The organism is Lactivibrio alcoholicus, assembly GCF_055390895.1.
In genome coordinates this window covers 1,168,534-1,192,462 of record NZ_AP042471.1, presented here as the reverse complement: position 1 = coordinate 1,192,462, position 23,929 = coordinate 1,168,534, and the positions used below count along the sequence as shown (strand labels likewise).

General features: G+C 67.0%; 21 protein-coding genes and 1 riboswitch. Of the genes, 17 read left to right on the top strand and 4 right to left on the bottom strand.

Annotated elements, in window-relative coordinates; translation table 11 throughout:
* From ACZ5IU_RS05665 to ACZ5IU_RS05655, 3 genes are all read left to right on the top strand, one after another.
* Complete coding sequence (locus tag ACZ5IU_RS05665; protein ID WP_464421220.1) at window positions 1–705, top strand: ABC transporter ATP-binding protein; 705 nt, start codon at window positions 1–3, stop codon at window positions 703–705.
* Window positions 702–1,931 carry an ABC transporter permease gene (locus ACZ5IU_RS05660; protein ID WP_464421219.1) on the top strand — a complete coding sequence of 410 codons (1,230 nt, stop codon included), beginning with the start codon at window positions 702–704 and terminating at the stop codon, window positions 1,929–1,931. Before ACZ5IU_RS05665 ends, ACZ5IU_RS05660 begins: the two co-directional genes overlap by 4 nt.
* A gap of 109 nt (window positions 1,932–2,040) precedes the next feature.
* Window positions 2,041–2,898 carry a GNAT family N-acetyltransferase gene (locus tag ACZ5IU_RS05655; protein ID WP_464421218.1) on the top strand — a complete coding sequence of 286 codons (858 nt, stop codon included), beginning with the start codon at window positions 2,041–2,043 and terminating at the stop codon, window positions 2,896–2,898.
* Between the two features lie 14 nt (window positions 2,899–2,912).
* Here the strand turns inward: ACZ5IU_RS05655 and ACZ5IU_RS05650 are convergent, their stop codons facing one another.
* Genes ACZ5IU_RS05650 through ACZ5IU_RS05640 form a run of 3 tightly spaced genes read right to left on the bottom strand, consistent with a single transcriptional unit; the run spans window position 2,913 to window position 6,417 of the window.
* Window positions 2,913–4,508 (bottom strand): HD domain-containing phosphohydrolase, encoded by a 1,596-nt coding sequence (locus ACZ5IU_RS05650; protein WP_464421217.1) that lies wholly within the window; start codon window positions 4,506–4,508, stop codon window positions 2,913–2,915.
* Window positions 4,505–5,899: a cobyrinate a,c-diamide synthase gene (locus tag ACZ5IU_RS05645; protein ID WP_464421216.1), complete on the bottom strand. Its 1,395-nt coding sequence runs from the start codon at window positions 5,897–5,899 to the stop codon at window positions 4,505–4,507. The genes ACZ5IU_RS05650 and ACZ5IU_RS05645 overlap by 4 nt, the downstream gene beginning before the upstream one ends.
* Complete coding sequence (locus tag ACZ5IU_RS05640; protein WP_464421215.1) at window positions 5,896–6,417, bottom strand: cob(I)yrinic acid a,c-diamide adenosyltransferase; 522 nt, start codon at window positions 6,415–6,417, stop codon at window positions 5,896–5,898. The genes ACZ5IU_RS05645 and ACZ5IU_RS05640 overlap by 4 nt, the downstream gene beginning before the upstream one ends.
* A 130-nt stretch (window positions 6,418–6,547) precedes the next feature.
* Here ACZ5IU_RS05640 and ACZ5IU_RS05635 point away from each other — a divergent pair, with 130 nt between their 5' ends.
* The 14 genes from ACZ5IU_RS05635 (at window position 6,548) to hemB (ending at window position 22,998) form a co-directional block, all read left to right on the top strand.
* Window positions 6,548–8,020, top strand: a complete 1,473-nt coding sequence (locus ACZ5IU_RS05635) for a cobyric acid synthase (protein WP_464421214.1) — start codon at window positions 6,548–6,550, stop codon at window positions 8,018–8,020.
* Window positions 8,017–8,907, top strand: a complete 891-nt coding sequence (locus tag ACZ5IU_RS05630) for a GHMP family kinase ATP-binding protein (RefSeq protein ID WP_464421213.1) — start codon at window positions 8,017–8,019, stop codon at window positions 8,905–8,907. The genes ACZ5IU_RS05635 and ACZ5IU_RS05630 overlap by 4 nt, the downstream gene beginning before the upstream one ends.
* On the top strand, window positions 8,904–9,824 hold the full coding sequence (cbiB, locus tag ACZ5IU_RS05625; RefSeq protein ID WP_464421212.1) for an adenosylcobinamide-phosphate synthase CbiB: 921 nt from the start codon (window positions 8,904–8,906) through the stop codon (window positions 9,822–9,824). The genes ACZ5IU_RS05630 and cbiB overlap by 4 nt, the downstream gene beginning before the upstream one ends.
* Window positions 9,808–10,905 (top strand): pyridoxal phosphate-dependent aminotransferase, encoded by a 1,098-nt coding sequence (locus tag ACZ5IU_RS05620; RefSeq protein ID WP_464421211.1) that lies wholly within the window; start codon window positions 9,808–9,810, stop codon window positions 10,903–10,905. Before cbiB ends, ACZ5IU_RS05620 begins: the two co-directional genes overlap by 17 nt.
* A complete protein-coding gene (gene cobT / locus ACZ5IU_RS05615) occupies window positions 10,905–12,578 on the top strand; it encodes a nicotinate-nucleotide--dimethylbenzimidazole phosphoribosyltransferase (RefSeq protein ID WP_464421210.1) in 1,674 nt (557 codons plus the stop codon). The genes ACZ5IU_RS05620 and cobT overlap by 1 nt, the downstream gene beginning before the upstream one ends.
* A 3-nt stretch (window positions 12,579–12,581) precedes the next feature.
* Complete coding sequence (gene cobS / locus ACZ5IU_RS05610) at window positions 12,582–13,325, top strand: adenosylcobinamide-GDP ribazoletransferase (protein WP_464421209.1); 744 nt, start codon at window positions 12,582–12,584, stop codon at window positions 13,323–13,325.
* Between the two features lie 31 nt (window positions 13,326–13,356).
* A riboswitch (cobalamin riboswitch) is annotated at window positions 13,357–13,537 on the top strand.
* Between the two features lie 96 nt (window positions 13,538–13,633).
* Entirely contained in the window at window positions 13,634–14,278 is a 645-nt protein-coding gene (locus ACZ5IU_RS05605; RefSeq protein WP_464421208.1) for a precorrin-8X methylmutase, read from the top strand.
* Window positions 14,279–14,289: 11 nt separating this feature from the next.
* Window positions 14,290–15,426 (top strand): cobalt-precorrin-5B (C(1))-methyltransferase CbiD, encoded by a 1,137-nt coding sequence (gene cbiD / locus ACZ5IU_RS05600; protein WP_464421207.1) that lies wholly within the window; start codon window positions 14,290–14,292, stop codon window positions 15,424–15,426.
* Window positions 15,399–16,625: a precorrin-6y C5,15-methyltransferase (decarboxylating) subunit CbiE gene (gene cbiE, locus ACZ5IU_RS05595; protein WP_464421206.1), complete on the top strand. Its 1,227-nt coding sequence runs from the start codon at window positions 15,399–15,401 to the stop codon at window positions 16,623–16,625. Before cbiD ends, cbiE begins: the two co-directional genes overlap by 28 nt.
* Window positions 16,622–17,395, top strand: a complete 774-nt coding sequence (gene cobM, locus ACZ5IU_RS05590) for a precorrin-4 C(11)-methyltransferase (protein ID WP_464421205.1) — start codon at window positions 16,622–16,624, stop codon at window positions 17,393–17,395. The genes cbiE and cobM overlap by 4 nt, the downstream gene beginning before the upstream one ends.
* Window positions 17,392–19,620, top strand: coding sequence for a cobalamin biosynthesis protein (locus tag ACZ5IU_RS05585; protein WP_464421204.1), 2,229 nt, complete (start codon window positions 17,392–17,394; stop codon window positions 19,618–19,620). The genes cobM and ACZ5IU_RS05585 overlap by 4 nt, the downstream gene beginning before the upstream one ends.
* The gene (gene hemC, locus ACZ5IU_RS05580; RefSeq protein WP_464421203.1) at window positions 19,617–20,540 is read left to right on the top strand and encodes a hydroxymethylbilane synthase; all 924 of its coding nucleotides are present in this window, start codon (window positions 19,617–19,619) and stop codon (window positions 20,538–20,540) included. Before ACZ5IU_RS05585 ends, hemC begins: the two co-directional genes overlap by 4 nt.
* A complete protein-coding gene (gene cobA, locus ACZ5IU_RS05575) occupies window positions 20,537–21,997 on the top strand; it encodes a uroporphyrinogen-III C-methyltransferase (protein WP_464421202.1) in 1,461 nt (486 codons plus the stop codon). The genes hemC and cobA overlap by 4 nt, the downstream gene beginning before the upstream one ends.
* Window positions 21,994–22,998 carry a porphobilinogen synthase gene (gene hemB / locus ACZ5IU_RS05570; RefSeq protein ID WP_464421201.1) on the top strand — a complete coding sequence of 335 codons (1,005 nt, stop codon included), beginning with the start codon at window positions 21,994–21,996 and terminating at the stop codon, window positions 22,996–22,998. Before cobA ends, hemB begins: the two co-directional genes overlap by 4 nt.
* Window positions 22,999–23,001: 3 nt before the next feature.
* Here the strand turns inward: hemB and ACZ5IU_RS05565 are convergent, their stop codons facing one another.
* Entirely contained in the window at window positions 23,002–23,907 is a 906-nt protein-coding gene (locus ACZ5IU_RS05565; protein WP_464421200.1) for a hypothetical protein, read from the bottom strand.
* Between the last annotated feature and the right edge of the window lie 22 nt (window positions 23,908–23,929).

The following is a 23,929-nucleotide window of genomic DNA, read 5'->3' as shown; positions in this document are numbered from 1 at the left end:
ATGGCGCTCATCGAGCTGCGAGATATCCGAAAGACATACGATCTCGGCGAAGTCCGCGTTTCGGCGCTCCGGGGAGTCTCGCTCGCGATGGAGCGCGGGGAGTTCGCGGCCATCATGGGGCCTTCGGGATCAGGAAAGTCGACGCTCATGAACATCCTCGGGTGTCTCGACGTCCCGTCGGAGGGCACATACCTGCTCGACGGACGCAACGTGAGCAACATGAACAAGGACGAACTCGCGCAGATTCGCGGCCAGTTCATCGGCTTCGTCTTCCAGGGATTCAACCTGCTTTCGCGCACGTCGGCGCTCGAAAACGTGGAACTGCCGCTGCTCTACATGGGCGTCCCGAGGCACGAACGCACGAAGCGCGCGATGGAGGCGCTCCGCAAGGTCGGACTCGAGGGACGAGAGCACCACGAACCCAAGCAGCTCTCGGGCGGCCAGCAGCAGCGCGTCGCGATCGCGCGGGCGCTCGTCGGCGGCGCGCCGTTGATCCTCGCGGACGAGCCGACGGGAAATCTCGACACGAAGATGAGCGACGAAATCATGGGACTCTTCGACAATCTCAACAGGGAACAGGGAATCACCATCATCATCGTAACCCACGAACCCGACGTCGCACGCTATTCGCGGCGCGTCGTCACGGTCCGGGACGGTCTCATCGTCTCGGACGAACCGATAGGGAAGGAGGCCGCGCGCACATGATCGCTCCGACCGCAATTCTCCGCATCGCGCGCAAATCGTTGCGGGCGAACAAGATGCGCTCTCTCCTGACCGCGCTCGGAATCATCATCGGCGTCGCGGCCGTGGTCGCGATGTTCGCGATCGGGACCGGCGCGAACAGGAAGGTGACGGAACAGATATCGAGCATGGGCAGCAATCTCCTGATCGTGCGTTCCGGCTCCAGGACGAGCGGCGGCCAGCGCATGGGCATGGGAGCCACGCCGTCGCTGACGTTCGCGGACGCCGAGGCGATCCAGAAGGAGTGTCCGGCCGTCATGCGCGCCGATCCGTCCGCGTCAGGCACCGTGCAGGTCGTATACGGGAACATGAACTGGTCCACGCGTTCGGAAGGCACGGGCGGTGGAGTTCTCGAAATCCAGGACTGGCCCCTGAGCCAGGGACGCAACTTTTCGGACTCGGATGTCCGGAGCGCCGCGAAGGTTTGCATCCTGGGACAGACCGTCGTCACGAATCTCTTCGGGAACGAGGATCCTATCGGCAGGACGGTTCGCATCAAGAAGGTCCCGATGACCGTGATCGGCGTCCTCAAGAAGAAGGGCAACAACGCGATGGGAAGCGACCAGGACGATACGCTCCTGTTGCCGATAACGACGGCGCAGAAGCGGATCTTCGGATCGAAGTTCCAGGGACGCGTCAATATGATCCGCGTCAAGGCGGCGAGCGAAAACGAGATCAACGCCGCATCCGGGCAGATCACCGCGCTGCTCGAGCAGCGGCACAGGATCCGTTCGGAGGAGGACGCGGACTTCTCGGTGATGAACCTCACGGAAATCATGGAGGCCGCGAAGGCGTCCACTCGCGCGCTGTCGCTCCTGCTCGCGTCCGTAGCGTCGATCTCGCTCCTCGTCGGCGGCATCGGGATCATGAACATCATGCTCGTCTCCGTCACGGAACGGACGCGCGAGATCGGCATCCGGATGGCCGTGGGCGCGAAGACCGCGGACATCCTGCTGCAGTTTCTCTCCGAGGCCGTCATCCTCTCGCTTCTCGGCGGCGTCACGGGGATCGCGCTCGGCATCGGCGCCTCGTACCTGATCTCGCACTTCGCCGGATGGAGCGCCGTGATCTCGTCGTTCTCGATCGTCCTGGCATTCGGTTTCTCGGCGGCGATCGGAATCTTCTTCGGTTACTACCCCGCGTCGAAGGCCGCCGCGCTCGACCCCATCGAAGCGTTGCGGTACGAGTGAAACGAGTGGACAAAGATTCCAGGTTCCGTCCGTCGCCTTTCTTTTTCGCATTTTTTTCACATATATGGAGTATGATGGTGCGGGTACACTTCAGAAGGAGGACACTATCATGCGATTCGCATCTCAAGGCAGCGTCACCGTCGATCCCATGACCCCGAGAGACCTCGACCTCGCCATCGAATGGGCGGCTCGCGAGGGCTGGAACCCTGGGCTGGACGACGCCGCATGCTTCTATCCCGCAGACCCGGAGGGCTTTCTCATCGCCTACTCCGGCAAGACGCCGGTCGGAACGATTTCGGCCGTCCGGTACGGCGAGGATTTCGGTTTCATCGGCCTCTACCTCGTCACGCCGGACAGGCGGGGACGCCAGATCGGGCTCGTCCTCGCGGACAAGGCGCTCCGCCACCTCGCCGGCCGGTGTATCGGGCTCGACGGCGTGGAGCAGAAGGTTCGCAACTATGCCGCGCAGGGGTTCAGACTCGCGTGGCGCAACGTCCGCTACAAGGGAACGGCCGCACCGCAGGACGCGCGCGACGCGCACGTCGTTTCCATCACGCCGGAGCTCCTGCCGGAAATCGAGGCGTACGACCGGTTGTGCTTTCCCGCTCCGAGGAGCGCCTTCCTTGCGGCGTGGACGTCCGCACCGCACGCGACGACGCTCGCGTGGCGCGACGACGCCATTCGCGGCTACGGCACGATCCGGCAGTGCCGGGAGGGCTACAAGGTCGGGCCGCTCTTCGCCGATACCCCCGATGTCGCGTGGGAGCTGTTCAACGCGCTCGGCGCGTCCGTTCCGGCCGGAGAGGCGGTCTTCCTCGACGTCCCGGAGCCGCATGCGGTCGCGACGGCGCTCGCGAAGGAACACGCCATGACGCCGGTCTTCGCCACGGCGCGGATGTACAACCAGGATCCGCCCACGATCGATCTGAACCGGGTCTTCGGCGTCACGACATTCGAACTGGGCTAGCCGCCCGAACCGGATCAGACCTCCTCGAACCGGAACCTCCCGTCGCGGAACAGTCTCAGGCACGCGCCGACGGCCATGTGGTCGTAGGCCGTTCCGTCGTTCTTCCCGATTTCGGCGAGCGCGGCCCCGAGCCCCCTGGACGGCCTGTAGGGGCGGTGGGACGCCATCGATTCGACGACGTCCGCCACCGTGACGACCCTGGATTCGGGAAGAATGGCGTCCCCCGACAGCCCGTCGGGATACCCCGACCCGTCGAGTTTCTCGTGGTGTTCGAGCACGATCCGGGCGATGGGCCAGGGAAAGGCGATATCCTTCAGGATGTCGTACCCGGCCCTTGGATGATCCTGGATCAGCTCGAATTCGGCTTTCTTCAGAATCGAGGGTTTGCAGAGGATTTCCGCGGGTACGGTGATCTTCCCGAGGTCGTGGATGAACGCGGCCATCCGGATTCCCTCGATCCGGTCTTCGGAAAACCCCATCTCCCGGGCGATGGCCTCCGCCAGTTCGGCGACCCGCCGCTGATGTCCCGCCGTGTACGGGTCGCGGGATTCGACGACGAAGGCCATCGACCGGACCGTTCCGACGAGCGCTTCCCTCAGCGTCGCGTTGCTGTCCCTGAGATCGTCCTCCGCGCGCTTGCGCTCCGTGATGTCCTCGCACGTGCCGTGAAGTTCGAGATTGAGCCCCCTGATGTCGAACTCCAGGCCGCCCAGGGAGCGGATCCACCGGGTTTCCCCGCCGTCCGTCCGGACGATGCGGTATTCCCTGTCGAAATCCTCTCCCCGGCCGATCACGTCGTTCAGCACGACATCGGCCATCACGGCCCGGTCGTCCGGGTGGATGCGGGCGAGCCATCCGTCGAGCGACGGAGCGTCCGTCCCGCCGAAACCGAACAGTTCGTTCATGACGTCCGACGTCCGGAAAGTCTTCGTGCCCATGTCCATCGTGAACGTCCCGAGGCCGGCGATCCGCTGCGCTTTCAGGAGATTCCGCTCGCTCTCCCGCAGCTCCTCGTTGATTCGCCTTCGCACGAGGGCGTTGACGCAGATCTCGCCGAGAAGCTGGAGCCTCGGGGCGAGATCGTCCGGCCATTCGCGCTCTTCCCGGGAAGCGTTGATGGAGATGACGTGATCGATGGCCCCTTCGACGACGATCGGGATTCCCAGCGAGGATTTCGTCCTCCATTCCGCGTACGTGAACCTGTCCCTTTCCGCCCCGGCGGGCAGGTCGTCGAGTCTCGCGAACGACAGGATCTCCCTCTTTTCCACCAGCGTTCCGAAGGTCCAGGGGAGCGTGCTCGCGGGGAGCTCCATCCGGATGGGGATTTCCGGCGCGTCCTCCATGGCGGCGAAATGGGTGATCCTCCAGAGCCGTTTCCCCGGCAGCACCGCGATCAGCGAGCAGTGGTCGCAACGCGTGAAACGGCAGATCCTCCCGAGGGCCCGTTCGATTTCGGAGTCCACCCGCTCCGGCGGGAGATTCACGAACCGCGAGGAAAGATCCGAGATCAGGCGTTCGAATTCCAGCCTTCCCTTCAGGGTCTCCTCGGTCCGTTTCCATTCTCCGACGACATGGGCGATATCCTGAGGTTTCCGGTATGGATCGTTCATCCGGAAAACACTCCCCGCCGCGGTTCCCGGCTCCGGAGCGCCCGGTCGATAAAGCGCACCGCCGGCGTCCGGTTCGTTCCGAAGTGGATGTGAAGGTACGAGGCGAAGGCGTCGCCGCGGGAGAGTCCGTCGGGAAACGTCGCTCCGTTCTTCTCGAGCTTCAGCGAGTAGAGGCCGTCGTCCGCGCCGGAATACGACGACCAGTGAAAGAGATGCCCCCTGAGAACGGCTCCCTTTCTCCCCGGAAGCGCGGAACGCAGGAGTCTGCCGCGGCAATAGCCGAAGGCCTGCAGACGCGACCCCATCCGGGTCGTTCCGGGGAAGACGCCTGCCATTTCGTGACATGCGCCCGCCCTGTCCTCGAGACGTTCCACGAGATACATGAGCCCTCCGCACTCCGCGAGGACCGGCATCCGCCCCGCGGCGTCCCGGATCGCGCGCAGAAGCGGCGCGTTCGATGCGAGCGCGGCCGCGTGCTCCTCCGGAAACCCTCCGCCGATGTAGATTCCCGACGTCCCTTCGGGCAGGGCTTCGTCGCGGATCGGGCTGAAGGGGACGATTTCGGCTCCGAGATGCCCGAGGATATCGAGATTGTCCTCGTAGTAGAAGTTGAAGGCTTCGTCTCTGGCGACGGCGATCCGTATACGGCGGGGAGTCGCGGGAACGCCGAAGATGGCGTCCGCGTGCGCAGGAAGCGGCGGAGCGGACCGGGCGATCCGGACGAGCCCGTCGACGTCGAGGTATTCCTCCGCCAGGGAGGCGAGCCGTCGCGAGAGATCCCCGAGTCCGCGCCGCTCGGCTGCGGGAACGAGCCCGAGATGGCGCTCCGGAAGGGAAATGTCGTCTCTTCGGGGGAGATACCCGAGGACGGGGATGCCCGTCGCGGCCTCGATGGCCTCCCGAACGAGCGCATAGTGTCCGGGACCGCCCATTCCGTTCAGGATCACGCCCCTGACGGACACGCGCCGGTCGAAGCGAACGAATCCTCCGACGAGCGCCGCGGCGCTTCGCGCCATCGCCTTCGCGTTGACGACCAGAACGACCGGAGATTCGAGCGTCTTCGCCAGATGCGCGGTGCTGCCGCGTTCGTCGAGCGGTCCCGCGCCGTCGAAAAGCCCCATGACGCCCTCGACGACTGAAATATCCGCGTCGCCGGAGGCATGGGCGAAGAGCTCGAGAAGTCCGTCGCGGGGGAGGAGCATCGTGTCCAGATTGCGGCAGGGCCTCCCCGCGGCTGCTGTGTGGAACCCGGGGTCGATATAGTCCGGTCCCACCTTGAAGGGCTGGACGCGCGTTCCCCGGCTCCGCAGGGCCGCAAGGATCGCCATGGCGACCGTGGTCTTCCCGGATCCGCTGTTCGTTCCGGCGACGACGAGACGCGGGAAGGTCATCTCTCGATCCCCGGTCTCGCCGCGACGCCGCTTCGGAAATAGTGCCTGACCTCGCGCATCTCCGTTACGAGATCGGCGCGCCGCAACAGTTCGGGAAACGCGTTCCGCCCGGTCAGGACAAGTTCCACGTTCGCCGGGCGAACGTCGAGAAGCGACAGGACGTCGTCTTCGGAAAGGAGCCCGAGGTGCGCCGCAACGAGGATTTCATCGGCGACGACAAGGTCGTGGGCCCCTCCCGCGAGGCTGTCCGCGAGGATCCGGAATCCTGCGCGGGCGCACGAGGCGTCTTCGTCCGAAACGGGGGCTCCCACCCGTCTGCACGCTCCGAATGTCCGGACGGTGATCTTCGGTCCGAGGAGCGCGAGCGCGACGTGTTCGCTCTCCTTCGCGCGCTTGAGAAACTGTCCGAGGAAAACCGACAGCCCGGCTCCCGAGGCTCTGAGAACGAGCCCGAGCGCCGCTGTGGTCTTTCCCTTTCCGTTTCCGGTGTACACGTGGGTATAGCCTCTCGCCTCCACGGGCCTCTCCCCCTCCGGCCGTATTATAGCCGTCCCGGGGCTCCGGCGGGGATTGCAAAAAAAGGACCCTGTCGGTAGCATAGGACCGGTTCCGGAAAGGAAGGGATGTCCGATCTCGGCCCGCACGCTCATGCTTCAGGGAACATCGTCCTCGGTCGGAAAGAGCCTCCTGGCGACGGCCTTCTGCCGGATCTTCGCCCGGAAGGGGCTGAGGGTGGCGCCGTTCAAGGCGCAGAATATGGCGCTGAACTCCCGCGTCACGCCTGCGGGGGAGGAGATCGGGTGCGCCCAGGTCGTCCAGGCGATCGCGGCGAGAAGACTTCCGGAAGTCGAAATGAACCCGATCCTGCTCAAGCCGGAAGGAAATTGCCGCTCCCAGGTCGTCCTCATGGGGCGGCCGTGGAAGACGCTCTCCGCCGGGGAGTACTACTCGTGCCGGGACGAGCTCTGGCGGCATGTCGCGAGTTCCTTCGGAAAGCTCTCCGCCGAAAACGACCTCGTCGTCGTCGAAGGTGCCGGGAGCCCGGCGGAGATCAATCTGAAGGCGGGGGAGATCGTGAACATGCGCGTCGCCCTCGCATTCGGCTGCCCCGTTCTCCTTGTCGGCGACATCGACCGAGGGGGCGTCTTCGCCTCCTTCGCCGGGACGCTCGCGCTGCTCGACGACGCCGAGCGCAGGGCCGTAAAAGGATTTATCGTGAACAAGTTCAGGGGCGACAGGAGCCTTCTCGAGCCGGGACTGGAAATGCTCTCGGACCTTGCGGACGGACGTCCCGTTCTCGGCGTGATCCCATGGCTCGACAATCACGGCCTTCCCCAGGAAGATTCCGTCTTTCTCGACGAAACCGGGAGCGAACGGCGTCCGGGAACCACCGACATCGCCGTGATCCGCTTCCCCAGGATCTCGAACTACGACGACTTCGACCCGCTCGCCGCCGAAGAGGGAGTATCGCTCCGTTTCGTGGAGCGTCCGGATGATTTCGGCCGGCCGGCCGCCGCCATCCTGCCCGGCACTAAGACGACCCTGAAGGATCTCGTCTGGTTGCGCGACCGGGGGCTCGACGGACTTCTTTCGGCGCTTCTCCTCTCGGGCGGCTCCATCGCGGGGATCTGCGGCGGGTACCAGATGCTCGGGAGGCGCCTTCTCGATCGGGCGTCCATCGAGGGAGGGCCCGAAGAGGCTTCCGGCCTCGGACTTCTGCCGGGGGACACCGTCTTCGACCCGACCAAGGCCACCGTCCGCGTCAAGGGAACGCTCCTTCCCGAAGCGGACTTCGCGAACGGCGAATCCCTCCGCGTCGAAGGGTACGAAATCCACATGGGACGGACGACGCTTCCCGAGGGGTCGCACCCGCTGATCCGGTTCGACGACGGGCGGATCGACGGGGCTGTTTCGTGCGGCGGACGCGTCTGGGGAACCTACCTTCACGGCATCTTCGACAACGACGGCTTCCGCACGGCGTGGCTCCGTTCCATCGGATGGCGGGGAGAGGAGCGGAACGTCTCCCGCGCGGACCTGTGCGAAGCGGCGTTCGAGAGACTCGCGGACGCCGTCGAGGCGGCGACGGACATGCGACTTCTGGAGGCGATCGTCGGGCTATGAGGGAGCGTCTCGTGGCCTTCCCCGGAACGTGCGGGGAACTCTTCCAGGGAACCCTCGGCGGGACGCCGTGCCTCGTCTCGTGCCCCATAGACCGGATGGCGCGCCTGAAGGTGTCGCGTTCCCCGGGCGAAGGGCTTTTCGTGCCTCCCGCGATGACGAAGACGCGCCGGGCCGTCGGGATCGCCCTCGGACGATGGTCTTCCGCCGGGGGAGCCGTCCGCGTCGAGCGCGTCGAGGCGCTCCCCGAAGGAAAAGGATACGCGAGCAGCACGGCGGACATTCTCGGAGCGCTGTACGGGCTCTCCTCGCTCGATGGCCGTCCGCTCGCGCCGGAAGAGGCGACGCGCATCGCCCTCTCCGTGGAGCCGACGGACAGCCTCGCGTGGCCCGGGCTGGCGCTTCTGGATCACAGGAACGGGGAAATCATGGAGTACCTCGGAACGCCGCCCCCGATGAGCGTTCTCGTTCTCGACTGGGGAGGAACGATGGATACGGAGGAATTCAACCGGCGCGACGCCAAAGAGACTCTTTCGCGCCTCGCGTCCGTCCACGCGGAATCGTTCGGACTCGTGCGCGATGGGATCCTGAAGGGCGACGCCGCGACGATCGGCGAAGGGGCGTCCCTGAGCGCGGCCGCGGCCGGACTCCTGAGGGACATGTCGCATCTCGACGAGTGCCGTGCGCTCTCCCGTTCCCTCGGAGGATACGGCGTCTGCGCGGCGCACAGCGGAACCCTCTACGGAATCCTGATGCCTCCGGATGCTCCGCGGCGGTACGGCCGGATCGCGGATCTGGCCGGGACGGCGCTTTCGCCGGGGTGGGAGGGCGCGCTTCACGCCGTCGTTCCCGGAGGTCCCCGGACCGGGGACGAAAGGAACGCGTCGTGACCGCGGTCATGATCGTTCTCGGAGCGACGCTCTGGGATCTCCTCTTCGGAGAACCGTCGCCTTCGTATCATCCGGTCGTCTTCATGGGTCGCTTCATCGCGGCGTTCTGGAGCCGTCGTCCCCGGGGGCGCGTTCCCCTCTTCCTCCACGGAACGGCGCTCGTCCTCTCGGGCGCGGCGCTGTTTTCCCTCCCGGCGCTGCTCGTCTCGCTTCTCCCGGCTCCGGTCGCGTTCGTCCTCTCGGTTCCCCTGCTGAAGACGACGTTCTCGCTTACGGGGTTGCTAAAGGCGGGCGAAGGCGTTCTCGGAGCGCTCGAACGGGGCGACGTCCCGGAGGCGAGAAGACGCCTCGCGCGCGACCTCGTCAGCCGGAAGACGGACGAACTCGACGGGGACGAAATTGCGGGAGCGACCGTCGAATCCCTGGCAGAGAATCTGACGGACAGCTTCGTCTCGCCGCTGTTCTTTTTCGCGTGTTTCGGGTTGCCGGGGGCCCTGGTGTACCGTTTCTGCAACACGTGCGACTCGATGATCGGGTATCGCGGAGGGGACACCGAATGGGGCGGCAAGTTCGCGGCGCGCTTCGACGACGTCCTCAACTGGATTCCCGCGCGCGTTTCGGCGGCGTTCCTGCTCGGCGCGGGGGCCTTGTGCGGCGGGGACGTTCCTGGCGGAGCGCGCGCCCTCCGACGGCAGCGCACCCGCACCGACAGTCCCAACGCCGGGTGGACCATGTCCGTCATGGCGGGGCTTCTGGGAGTGACACTGAGTAAACGGGGCTGCTACGAGCTCGTCGGAGGAACGAAATCCCCCGGTCCAGACGATATCCGTCGCTGCCTCGCGATCGTCAGGGCGGCCGCAGGACTCTTTCTCGCACTCGCATGGATCGGAGGAATGATTCGTGTTCCGTTCCGTTAGGAAAGAACTTCGCGACGTCAGTCCTCCGCTCCACGGGGGAACGGATTACGAGCGCTGCCGCCGGGAAGGGATCGAACCGGACGACGTTCTCGACTTCAGCGTTTCGACGAATCCGTTCGCCCCGTGTCCCGCCGTCGTCGACGCCGTCGCCGGGGCGGCGCTGGGACGCTACCCGGATCCTTCGTCCGGAGAACTTCGGCGCGTGCTGGCCGACATGGACGGCGTTCCTCCGGAAAGACTCCTGGTGACGAACGGACTCTCCCAGGCCATCTCCCTGATCGCGTTCGCGCTCTCCGACAGGGGAGACGCCGTTCTCGCCGCGACTCCGACGTACGGCGACTACGCGAGGGCCTCGCGCCTCGCGGGCGCGAGCGTCCTCGAAGTTCCCGCAGTCGCTGAAGAGGATTTCGCCTTCCCCCTGAAGCGCCTCATCGACGGAACGAACGGGACAAGTCCCGCGCTCGTCTGGGTCTGCTCGCCGAACAATCCGACCGGAACGCTCCCGGCCTTCGGGGACGTCATGGAGCTCGCCGGCGCGTGTGCGCGCCGGGGGAGCGTTCTCGTCCTCGACGAAGCCTACGTCAACTTCGCGCCCCCTGGGGCGTCCGTCCTCGCGGCGCGCCTTCCGGGAGCGCTCGTCATGCGTTCGATGACGAAAGACTTCGGTATTTCGGGGCTCCGGCTCGGATACGTCGCGGGAGATGCCTCCCTGATCGGACGCCTCGCGGCGCTCCAGCCGTCGTGGAGCGTCAACGCGTGCGCCCAGGCGGCCGGGATCGCCGTCGTACGCAACCGAACGCACTACGAACGGCAGTGGTCGCAGATTCGCTCGCTCGCGGCGCGGCTCGCGTCCGACCTTCGGGATGCCGGGTACCCTCCGTGGCCCTCGGCCGGAAATTTTCTCCTCGTGAGCGTGAACGCAGTCGGAGCGCTCCGCGATTTCCTGTGGAAGAGGCGCATTCTCGTGCGCGATTGCGCGTCCTTCGGACTCGAGGGGTTCATCCGCGTCGGCGTGCGCTCGCCGGAAGAAAACGAAAGACTCGTGGCGGCGCTGCGGGACTTTCGAAAGGAGGCTGTCTGATGGGACGGATCACGTTCGTCCTCGGCGGCGCAAGGAGCGGCAAAAGCTCGTTCGCCGAGCGGCTCGCGCGGGACATCGAAGCGGGCGGAGGGCGCATCGTCTATCTCGCGACGTGCGGCGTCGTCGCCGGCGACACGGAAATGTCGGAACGGATCTCCCGGCACAGAGCCAGGCGCCCAGCTTCGTGGACGACCGTCGAGGAACCGATGGACCTCACTCCCCGGGCATTCGCCCTCGCGCGCGGGGAGACGCTCCTCGTGGACTGCCTGAGCCTCTGGGTGAGCAACATGCTCTGCGGCGCGGACGAAAGCGTGGATTCGGGCGACGGGATTCTCGCCCGCGTCCGCACCTTTCTCTCCGCCGCGGCGGCTTCCGCTGGGGACGTCATTCTCGTATCCAACGAGACCGGGTGCGGCGTCGTCCCCGTCTCCGGACTGGGGAGACGCTACCGCGACATCCTCGGATGGGCGAATCAGGCAGCCGCGGACGCCGCGGACGAAGTCTGGTTTCTCGTCGCGGGGCTGCCGCAGCGACTGAAAGGTTCCAGTCACAAAATTCCCGACCCGTCGCACGCGGTCGGAACAGAACCGGAGGCATCGATGGACGCGTTGCGCGACACCATAGCGAAGATCAGGCCCCTGTGCGGGGCGTCAATGGAAGCGGCCCGCCGCAGACAGGACATTCTGACGAAACCCAGGGGAAGCCTCGGACGCCTCGAGGAACTGTCCGTGCGTCTCGCGGGAATCAGGCGGACCTCGAGCCCCTGCGTCAGGGAGAAGGTCATCCTCACGATGGCGGGGGACCACGGCGTGGTCGCCGAAGGCGTCACGCTCTACCCCAGCGAAGTCACCGTCCAGCAGATCCGCAATTTCCTGCGCGGCGGGGGGGGGGTGAACGTTCTCGCGCGACACGTCGGCGCCCGGGTCGTTCTCGTCGATATGGGCGTGAACCACGACTTCGCGCCGGACGAGGGGATCCGGATCCGGAAGGTCGCGAAGGGGACGGCGAATATCCTCCACGGTCCCGCGATGACGCCGGAAGAGGCTCTCCGGGCCGTCGAGGAAGGCATCGCCGCCGCCGGAGAAGAGGCCGCGAGGGGGATGGACATCCTCGGAACCGGGGAAATGGGCATCGGAAACAGCACTCCCTCCGCGGCGATCGTCTGCGCCGTGACCGGAGAATCCGTCGAGGCGGTGACCGGAAGGGGAGCCGGCCTCTCCGACGACGGACTGCGCCGCAAGATCGCGGTCATCGGGGAAGCCCTGCGCCTGAATCGTCCGGATCCGACGGACGGCCTCGACGTTCTGGCGAAGGTCGGAGGGTTCGAAATCGGCGGCATCGCCGGGGCGATCCTCGGGGCGGCGGCTCTCGGCATTCCGGTCGTCGTCGACGGTTTCATCTCGACGGCGGGCGCCATGATCGCCGCGCTGCTCTGCCCGCTCTCGAAGGACTACATGTTTTTCTCCCACCGGTCGGAAGAGGTCGGACACGAATACATGCTCCGGTTTTTCGGGGCGCGGCCGCTTCTCGACCTCGGGCTCCGTCTCGGAGAAGGAACCGGCGCCGCGCTCGCGATCTCGCTCGTCGAAGCGTCGGCCAGGATTCTCTCCGAGATGTCGACGTTCGAGAGCGCAGGGGTTTCGGGACCGCTCGAAACAGGCGGCGGAGTCTAGGTCGTGGATCTTCTCAGGGCGCTCGCCTTTCTCACGATCCTGCCTGTCCCTCAGTCCGGGGGCTCTCCCGACGATATCGGACGGGCGACCGCGTGGTTCCCGATCGCCGGGGCGGTGATCGGCGCGCTTCTGGCGGGGGCGGACGCCGCGCTGCGCGTCGTCCTGCCGCCGGTGCCGTCGAGTGCGCTCGTGGTCGTCCTTTGGGCGTTCCTGACGCGCGGATTCCACCTCGACGGACTCGCGGACACGTTCGACGGCATCGGCGGCGGCTTCGACCGGACATCTCGTCTTGCGATCATGAAAGACAGCCGCCTCGGGACGTTCGGCGGAATCGCCGCGGCGTCGGCGCTTCTGCTCAAGACCGCCGCGCTCGCGCCGCTGACCGCGCATTCCGGAGGCATGCGGGCGACGGCGATCTTCCTCGCGCCGATTCTCGGGAGATTGGCGATTCTCTTCGCGATGGCGCTGTTTCCCTCCGCGCGTCCGGGAGGTCTCGGCGATATGTGCCGGAGACGGTGCACGCCGGGACGGCTTCTGGCCGGAGGCGCGACGGCGATCGTCGTCGCGATCGCCGTCGCCGGCCGGAACGGAATCGCCCCGCTCGTCCTCGTTGCGCTCGGAGCGATCCTCGTTTCGAAATGGATCGCCCGCCTCCTCGGCGGCCTGACGGGAGACTCCTACGGCGCCGTCTGCGAGATCGGGGAGATCCTGTCGCTGCTCTCCTTCGCCGCGATGGGGGGCTCTTGACGTTTCGAGTTGACGCTTTTCTCCGGCGAGCTTAGGATTGGAGTGTTTCGACTACAGATCACGGATACCGTTTTTTCGGGGGAAGGCCGGTGTGAATCCGGCGCGGTCCCGCCACCGTGTACCCGACGAATTCGCCGTACCACCGGAAGCCTTCCGGGAAGGGGCGAACGAGGATGAGGGAAGCCGGGAGACCCCGAAACCGACGGAATGCTGCGGCGCCCGCGAGGGTTCGGGCCGGCGTCGGGTTTGTGTGCCCGATGAGCGGACCTCTGTCGCAGGGGTCCGCATTGTTTTTTTGGGAGGATGCGATGGACGAACGGGTATCGTGTTCCGACCGGTTTCTCACGCCGGAGGAGATCGAACGGAAGAGTTTTCGGATTCTCGAGGAGCTTCTCGGCGATTTCGCGGCCCCCCCGAATGAACGGGAGGTCGTGAAACGGATTGCGCACGCGACGACGGATGTCGAATGGGCGAAGACCTTTTTCTTCTCGGAAGGAGCCGTCGATGCCGGAGTGGCCGGAATCCGCCGGGGAGTCTCCGTCGTCACTGATGTCGAGATGGTCCGGACGGGCATCAGGACTCCATCCTCGGGCGGAAGCCGCGTCTTCTGCTTTCTGAACGATCCCGACGTCGTCGAACGGGCGCGCGGGGAAAAGACGACCAGGGCGCGCGTAGCCATCCGGAAGGCGCTCTCGCTCTTCGGAGACGCGATCGTCGCGATCGGCAACGCGCCGACGGCGCTTTTCGAGGTCTGCGATCTGGTTCGTTCGCGCGCGTGTCGTCCCACGCTCGTCGTCGGCGTTCCGATCGGTTTCGTCGGCGCGGCGGAATCCCACAGGGAACTTCTCTCGCTCGACTGCCCCAGAATCACGCACGAAGGGCCGAAAGGCGGCAGCCCCGCGGCGGCGGCCATCGTCAACGCGATCGTCCGCATTGCCGAACGGGCAGGGTAGAGGAGGCGCGGATGTTCGACGCGCTCGGATACACGGGAGGGCTCCGGAGGGGGTATACGACCGGGAGCTGCGCGGCAGCCGCGGCCAGGGGGGCGATCGGGATGCTGCTTTTCGGGACGGCGTCCGAATACGCCGAGATCGTGCTTCCGGGCGGAGAGAAACTTCGGCTGCGGCTCGAGAGCTGCAGCGCCGGGGACGGCGCCGCGAGATGCGCCGTCCGCAAGGAGTCGGGCGACGACCCGGACAGCACCGACGGGATCCTGATTTTCGCCGAAGTTCGTCTGACCGACCGCGAGGGGATCGGGATATCCGGAGGAGAGGGCATCGGACGCGTGACGCGGAAAGGGCTTCCGGTCCGGCCGGGCGAGTGGGCGATCAACCCGGTTCCGCGGAAGATGATCCGGGAGGCGATCCTCTCCGTTTTGCCCGAAGGGCGGGGCGCGTCCGTCGTGATCTCGGCTCCCGAGGGAACCGCGCTGGCGGCGAAGACGTGGAATCCCCGGCTCGGCGTCGAAGGGGGGATTTCCATTCTGGGGACGACCGGCATCGTGGAGCCGAAATCAACGGCCGCCTACCTGGCGTCGATCGACATCGCGATTTCCGCGGCGCTCGCATTCGACTCCTCCTGCCCCGGGACGGTGTTCCTCGTTCCGGGGTACGTCGGTGAAAAACCACTCGTCGAAGTCTTCGGCGCCCCCCGGGAACTTATCGTCAGGATCGGCGACCATGTCGGACACGCGTTGAGACGCTGCGCGGAGCTGAACGTGCCGAGGCTCCACCTTTTCGGCCACGTCGGCAAGTGGGCGAAAGTCGCCGCAGGGCTCTTCAACACGCACTGCGACTTCGGGGACGCGCGCCTCGAAACGATCGCGGCATGCGCGGGAGCCGCCGGCGCGACGCGGGAGCAGATCCGGACGCTCCTTTCGCTGCCGCTGGCGGAGGAGGCCGTCGAACCGGTGCTGCGATGGGGACTCGGAGAAACGTTCGCGATCGTCGCCGAACGGGCGCATCGGCGCGCGTCGCTCCTCATGGGGGGGACCGTTCCGCTCGGCGTGGCGGTTCTCTCCCTCGAAGGCGCGATTCTCGGAGGATTCCCCGAAATTCGGGAAGGGGTGACGAAATGGGAAGATTTACCGTCGTCGGCATAGGCCCCGGAGACGCGTCCTATCTCCTCCCGGCCGCATCGGAGGCGATCGCGGAGGCCGATACGCTGCTCGGGGCGCCGCGTCATCTGGCCCTCTACGAATCGAGCGGCAAGACGCTCCTCGGATTCGACTCGGGAATCGATGCCGCGCTGGACGAGATCGCGGCGCGAAAGGAACGGGAATCCGTGGCGCTCCTCCTCTCGGGGGATCCGTGCTTCTTCAGCCTTCTCGGCAGGGTGTCGGAACGTTTTTCCCCCGCGGAATACCGCGTCGTCCCGGGGATCGGGAGCTTCCAGCTTTTGTTCTCGCGCCTCGGAATCCCCTGGAACGACGTGATTCTCGCGAGCCTCCACGGACGTCCGCTCGAACGCGCCGCCGATATGATCCGCGAAGGTCGCAGAACCCTGTTTCTCCTCGACGGGACGAACACGGCCCCCGCCGTGGCGTCGTTTCTTCTGCGGATGGGGCTTCCCGACCGCGGGGCAACATACGCGGAGCGTCTGGGGTACACAGACGAACGCATCGTCGGGACGACGCTTTCGGAGGTGTCGCGAACCGAGACCGGCGATCCGCTCTCGATGCTTCTCCTGGACGCCGGCCCCGTGCCGCGGGCGGCCGCCGGCGTCTATCCGGACGAATGGTTCGTTCGCTCCGGGGGGATTCCTCTTTCGAAAGAGGTCGTCCGTTCCCTTGTCGTCTCCGCGCTCTCTCCGATCGACGGATTGCGCGTCCTCGAAATCGGAACGGGAACGGGCGGCATCACAGTGGAACTCGCCCGGCGGATCGGCTCCGGAACCGTCTACGCCGTCGAACGGTTCGACGAGGCGATCGACGCGACGCGCGCGAATCTTGCGCGCGCCGCAGCGGCGCATCGGGTCCGGTTGATCCGCGGAAGCGCCCCCGACGCGATCCGCGACGTCCCACCCGTCCACCGCGCCGTCATCGGAGGGCACGGCGGCGGAATCGGTCCCATACTCGACGCGGCATGGGATCGCCTGTCGCCGGGGGGGCGCCTGCTCGCGACCGCGAACATGCCATCGACGGCGGATCGCGCCTTTGCGGCGCTGAAACGGATCGGAGCTTCCCCCCGCGTGATTCACGCGGTCGCGTCGCACTCCAGCGAGGTCGGGGATTCGTGGATGCTTCGGGCGTCGAATCCGTTCTTCCTTGTCATCGCGGACAAAACGGAGGCGAAGGCATGAAGCGGGAAAAGGCGGACGTGCTGTTCGTCGGAGCCGGTCCGGGGGATCCCGGGCTGCTGACGCTGAACGGAAAGGCCGCGCTCGAAGGCGCGGATCTCGTGCTCTACGCGGGGAGCCTGGTCAACGCGGAGATCCTCTCCTTCTGTCGCGAGGGCTGCGAACTGCGCGACTCCTCCGGCCTCCCCCTCGGCGAACAGATCGATATCATGGTCCGCGCGGTATCGGAGGGGCGTTCCGTGGTTCGCCTCCACACGGGCGACCCGAGCCTGTTCGGCGCCGTGGCGGAACAGAAGGCGCTTCTCGAGGAGCGGGGAATATCCGTTTCGTTCGTTCCCGGGGTCAGCAGCCTTCAGGCGACGGCCGCCGCACTCGGCATCCAGTACACCGTTCCGGGAGGATCGCAGACCGTGATCTGTACGCGGAGAGGAGGGCGGACCCCGGTTCCCCCGGCCGAAGATCTCCGCCTCCTGGCCGCACACGGCGCGACCGTGGTCGTCTTCCTGAGCGCCGACCAGGCGGAAGGCGTCGCCCGCGATCTCATTGCGGGGGGCTTTCCGCCCGATACGCCCGCGGCCTGCGTCTACAGGGCGTCGTGGGAGGACGAAATGGTGCTGCGGTCGTCGCTTTCCGGACTGCCCGCGATCATGGCCGGGAACGGCGTGACGCGGCAGGCCCTCATCGTCGTCGGAGGCTGCCTCGCTCCCGGAGATGCGCGGAGCCGCCTCTACTCCGCCTCGTTCGCCCACGGCTACAGGGAGGCGTCGGAATGATCGTCGCGATCCTGTACTTCTCGCATAGGGGGCAGGGCGTCGCGGAGCGGCTCGCACTCTCCCCGGAAGACCGTCAGGTCCGGGTGGAGCGGGGGGGACTCCGCGCGGCCGTCGAATCGTGGTGGACGGCCGCGGATGCCATCGTATTCGTCTCGTCCCTCGGCATTGCGGTCCGCGCGATCGCGCCGTACCTCTCGGACAAGGCGGACGACCCCGCCGTCATCGTCGTTCCCGAGGACGCTTCCTGCGTCGTCCCGCTGACCGGGGCGCATCTCGGCGGAGGACGCGATCTGGCGGAGGACCTCGCGGCCCGGCTCGGGACGCGGCCGCTCCACACGACGGCGAGCGACCGCGCCGGACTGACCGCTCCGGACCTTCTGGCCGCGCGGCGCGGATGGACGCTGATCGGCAGGGAGAATCTTCCACGGATCAACGCGCGGCTTCTCGACGAGCGATGCCTCCGGGTATGGATCGGGAACGGCATCCGCATCGCGCCGCTGCCGCCGGAATACCGTCCGGTCGCATCGCCCGGGGATTCCGACGTGATCGTCTCCCCGAATCGCCTTCCCGCTCCAGGGGACCGCGTGCAGCTCGTACCGCGCTGCGTCGTCGCCGGAACGGGATGCCGGAAGGGCGTCGCGCCGGATGTCTTCCGCACGGTTTTCCTGAAGGGGCTGGAGCGGTACGGAATCCTTCCCGAAGCCGTCGGCGAAATCCGGACGATCCCCGAAAAGACGGCGGAGATCGCGATCGTCGCCGTCGCGCGGGAACTCGGCGTTGCCGTCGTTCCGGTCGCGAGGGAGACTATCCTCGCGACCGGCGGAGATTTTTCCCCTTCGGCCGCACAGCGACGGCTCGGGCTCCCCGGAGTGGCGGAACCCTGCGCCGCTTCCGCGGGAACGCTCCTCGGTCCGAGGCTTGCCGAAAACGGGGTCACCGTCGCGCTCTCGCTCTCACCCGCCGTCCCGGGAAGGCTCACCGTCCTCGGAACGGGCCCCGGCGACACCGGATCCGTCACGCTTTCTGGGCGCGGGGCGATCGAAGAAGCGGACGCCGTCGTGGGGTACGGACTCTACGTCGACCTTCTGCCCCCTTCGTGGATCGCGGGCAAGATCGTGGAGCGGTATTCCATGGGAGAGGAGGAACTCCGCGTCGAACGCGCGATCCGCCTCGCCGGGGAGGGGCTGGACGTCGTCCTCCTTTCCGGCGGCGATCCGGTGCTTTTCGGTCTCGCCGCGCTCGCGCGCTCTCTCGCGAAGGACAGGGTCCCGGTCAGGGTTCTCCCCGGAATCACCGCCGCGCAGGCGGCCGGAGCGATCCTCGGGGCTCCGTACACGAACGGGCTCGTCCTCGTATCCCTTTCGGATTATCTGCAGCCATGGCCCGCCGTCAGGCGCGCGCTCCGGGGAGCGGCCGCGTCCGGCATGACCACGGCCCTCTACAACCCGGTGAAACGCGGATTGGACGACAAGCTCCGGGAGGTGCGGAATCTCTTTTCCGAAAACGGCTACGAACTGGCCTGCCTCGTCCGGAACGCCAGCCGGGTCGACGCGTCGGTCAGGACGCTCCCGATCGGACAGCTTAGGGCGGATCTCCTCGACATGCGAACGCTCGTACTGCTTCCCGGCGCATCGGTCCTCAGGGAGGGAGATCTCTTTCTGGACAGGAGAGGCTATGGGAGCGAACCGAAGTCGCAGGATCCCAAAGGTGGAGCCGGATGCCCCGGCGACGCCGTGGAAGGACCGTCCTCCCTCATGATCTGCCTTCACGGCGCCGCGAAGAACATCCTCGTCGCGGGCGGCGGCCCCGTCGCCCTGCGAAAGGTCAGGACGCTCCTCGCCAGCGGTGCGGCCGTCCGGGTCGCGGCTCCGGAACTCGTTCCGGAGCTGGCCGTCATGGCTGCCGAAGGCAGACTCGCCTGGGAACGGCGGAACGTCGCACGAGACGATTTCGAGCGGCATGCGTTCGCCCTGATCGCGCTCCCGAAAGAAGAAACCGGCGAAGCGCTCGCACTCGCCGACGGAACGTCCTGTCTCCTCGACTGCTGCTCGGACGTCGCCGCGTGCGACTGGTCGCTCGCGGCGCAATTCCGTTCGGGAGCGTTCACCATCGGGGTTTCGAGCGGCGGGATCTCGCCGTCGGGGTCGGCGGCGCTTAAAAAGCGTCTGAAAGGAATCCTCGGGGGGACCGCACCTGAAGAATGCATGGGGGAGATGTCGTCATGAGACTGCTCACGAGGGGAAGCCCGCTCGCCATCGTCCAAGCCGAACGCATGGCCGACGCGATCCGGTCGTTCGGCCGATCCGTCGAAATCGTCCCGTTCTCGACGCGGGGAGACAGGGAGGCCTCGCGCCCCTTGCGCTGCTTCGGCGGATCCGGCGCCTTTTCGTGCTGCATCGAGGAGGCGCTCCTCAGGGGAGAGGGAGAGGGGGCGGTCCACAGCCTCAAGGACATTCCCTCCTGCTGTCGCGACGGACTCGACATCGCAGCGGTGCTCCCCAGGGACAACGTCGAAGACGTCCTCATCGGACGCGACGAAACGACGCTCGCCTCGATGCCTCCGGGGGCCGTCGTGGGAACGTCGAGCCCCCGGAGGCGGGCGCAGATTCTGCGGAGCCGCCCCGATCTGGCAACGGCCGAATTGCGGGGAAACGTCGCGACGCGCCTGTCGCGGCTGCGGGAAGGGCAGTACGATGCGGTCATCCTCGCCCGGGCAGGACTCGACCGACTCGGGCTCCTTCCTTCGAACGCGGAAACGCTTCCTTCCCTTCCGGCTCCGTGTCAGGGAATCATCGCCCTCGAGGCGCCGCTGGGCAGCTCTCTTTTCTCCCTCGGGACCGCGATCAGCTGCAGAAATACATTCCTCTGCGCGCTCGCCGAACGGACGCTTCTCCGGACTCTCAGGGTCGGCTGCCACATTCCGTTCGCGGCGCTGGCGCGACTGGACGGGAAAACGCTCGACTTTCGGGCCGAAATCCTTGACGATTCGGGACGCGACTTCCGTTTCTTCTCGACGAGCCGAAACGTCGCATCTCCCGACGACGCCGTCGAAGCCGGAATGGAACTCGCGGAACGCATCAGGACCGACGCGTGCGCGATGCGCATCCTCGCTGCGACGCTCGTCCCGACGGATGGACGGCCATGACCGTCCATCTCGTCGGTGCCGGATGCGGCGGCCCCCTCTGGCTGACCCTCGAAGCGAAGCGTCTCCTCGAACGGGCCGACCACATCGTCCACGACAGCCTGATCCACCCTGACCTCCTGCAGCTCGCGCCGCCGAAGTGCGCCTTCCACTTCGTCGGAAAGCGGGGAAACCGGCCGAGCTCCGGGCAGGAAGCGATCAACGGCCTCCTCGTCCGGCTCGGACGCGAGGGAGGCGAAGTCGTCCGCCTCAAGGGAGGAGACCCGTTCGTCTTCGGACGGGGCGGCGAAGAGGCCCTCTCTCTCGGGGAAGCGGGCATTCCGTGGACGTACGTTCCGGGCATCACGGCGGCGCTCGGAGGGCTCGCGCGCGCCGGGATTCCGCCGACGCACAGGGGCGTCGCCGACTCCGTCACGCTCGCGACGGGACACAAGGGCTGCGAAGACGGAGCAGACCCGGATCTCTGGCGTCCGCTCGGTGCGATCGGGGGGACGAAGGTCGTCTACATGGGGGCTTCGTCGTGGCGGCAGGTCGCCTCCCTGCTTCGGGAGGGTGGCATGGCCGACGATGCCCCGTGCGCGGCCGTGACGTGGGGCGGGTGGGGAAAGGCCTCCCGTCGCGACTTCGTTCTCGGGGAGGACCCCGGCGTTCTTCGGAGCCCTTCCGTCGCCGCCGCCGGGGGAACGGCCGGGATGCGGCTCGAAGGAGCGCGCGGCGCCCTCGCGGATCTGCAGGTCGCGGTGGTCCGCCCCTTCCCCGAGAGCTGGACGACCGCACGGACGCTCGAGGAACACGGAGCGGACGCGTACAGCCTTCCGCTGTTGCGTCTCGAGGAGATCCGTCGCGACGGCGACGGGGAGACGCTCGCCTCGGCCGACTGGATCATTCTCACGAGCCCCAGGGGCGCCGCGTGCCTGCCCCGGGCGACGGACCTGCGCCGGATCCGCGCCCGAATCGCGGTCATCGGCGAAGGGACGCGCGACTCGCTGCTCCGGATCGGAATCCGGGCCGACGAAGTCGCGGACCCGGCGACGTCGGAAGCCCTCGCGCGCCTCCTCTCACGCGTCGTCACAAGGGGAGAACGGGTCGTCTTCTTCCGCAACGAGGCCGGGTCCCCGCTGCCCTGCGACGCCGCGAGGGAGCGGGGCGCCGATGTCGTGGACCTGAGCGCCTATAGCATGACCCCGTCCCTTCCGCCCGGATCGGAATCCCTCCGGGATCTGTGGGCGGACCGTCCGCCGGATGCCGTGGCCTTCGGAAGCGCGGCGTTCGCTGACGCCTGGGTGACGCTCGGCCTGGATTTCCCGCCGGGTGCCGTTCCGGTCGCGTGGGGGGAGACCTGCGGACGCGCCGTCGAGCGCCTGTTCGGCCGGAAGACATCCGTCATGGATGAACCGTCGACGGACGGACTTCTGAGAACGCTTCTGAGAATCGCACGAAACAAGGAGGACATTCGATGAAAATCGGTTCGGAATTCGCCCCTGCGGCGCGCCTGCGCCGCCTCCGCGAGAACAGGATACTCGCCGAAAGCGTCCGGGAGGTCACGCTCGAGGCGCGTCAGCTGATCCTTCCGCTGTTCGTCGTCACGGGCCGGGGACGACGCGATCCGGTCCCGTCGCTCGCGAACGTCGACCATTGCAGCGTCGACAGGCTCCCGGAGATCGTCGACCCCGCGCTCGATGCCGGAGTGCGGTCCTTCATGCTGTTCGGCCTTCCCGATCCGGCCGACAAGGACCCCGGAGGGACGACGGCCTGGCGGGAGGATCAGCCCGTACAGCGGGCCTTCTCCTTCCTGAAGGGGAGGTACGGGCGGGAAGTCCTTCTGACGGGGGACGTCTGCATGTGCGAATACACGAGCCACGGACACTGCGGCTTCCTCGACGCGGACGGATGCGTGGACAACGACTCCACGGCCGCCGCGCTCGGCCGGATCGCCGTGAGCCACGTCCGCGCCGGGGCGGACATGGTCGCGCCGTCGGCCATGATGGACGGGCAGGTCGCGGCCATCAGGAGCGCGCTCGATTCCGAAGGGCATGTCTCCACCCCGATCATGAGCTACAGCACGAAGTTCGCCTCCGCGTTCTACGGTCCGTTCCGGGACGCCGCGGGGAGCGCCCCGTCGCACGGAGACCGCCGGGGATACCAGCTCCCGTCGACGAACGCGAGAGAGGCGCTCCGGGAATCGCTCGCCGACGAGGACGAGGGGGCGGACATTCTCATGGTGAAGCCGTCGCTGCTCTACATGGACGTCATCGCCCGTCTCCGGGAGGCGACGCTGCTGCCGATCGCGTGCTACCTCGTGAGCGGCGAGTACATGATGCTCCGGCACGCCGTCGCCGCCGGGGCGCTCGACGAAAAGAGGGGAATGCTCGAGGCGCACCTGTCGCTCCGGCGCGCTGGGGCCGACCTCATCATCACCTACGCCGCCGTCGGGATCGCCCGGATGCTTCGGGAACGCTGAGGATCAGTACCCGAGAAGGACCGGGACTGCCGCGAGAGCGACCGTCCCGGCCATGAAGGCCACGAGCGTGACGAGATTCCAGAGAAAGAGGGAACGAACCATCTCCCCCGGGAAAATGCCGATCCAGAAGGCGATGTCCTGCCGGAGGACGCGCGAGAGAACCGCCAGCATGTTGCCCGTCAGCAGCGCGAGCACGGCTTGCGCCGTCGAGAGCGTTCCGGCCCCCATGGCGCCGCCGGCGACGCCGAGAGCGGCGTTCGCGTGGGCGAAGGACGCTCCCGCGACGGCCCATCCCGACGGAGGCAGCAGCGGAAGCCTGATGCACTGTTCGCGGAGGAACGCCTGGAGCGAGGGGGAGAGCGCGAAGCCGAGCGCGTAGAAGAAGCAGGCCGCCGGCAGCGTCCTCGCGAGCGTTCCGGCGAGGGAAAACGTGCCGCGTTGTCCCTCCTGGCGCCGCAACGGCCCGGAACTCCTCTCGCGGCGGACAAGCAGCGCGAGGAAGAGCAGAAAGCGGCACAGGCTCCGGAGGAAGACGACGGTCGCGTAGATTCCGCCCGCGCTTCCGGCAAGTCCGACAGCGACGGACAGAGAGACGATCCACCGTTTGATGTACCCGGGAAAAGACTGGAGCAGCGTTCCGAAAAGCGTCTCGCCCCGCGTCAGCGAACCGTCCCGGTAGGCTTCGGCGACGATCGCGCACCCGGCCCGGGACGACCCGAGGCTTGCGCCGAGCGCGAAGAGCACCGGCGCGGGAAGGCGCTTCCGGCAGAAGGGCGGGACGAGAAGGGAGATCGCCTTTTCGGGCAGGGAGAACCGGAGAATCACGTTGCCGAGCAGAAGGCCGCCCGTCACGCCCGCGACGAGAACAAGCTCTCCCTTTGCGAGTTCGGCCCAGTTCAGGGAAATCATCCCGCCTGCGTCCCTTCAGCCG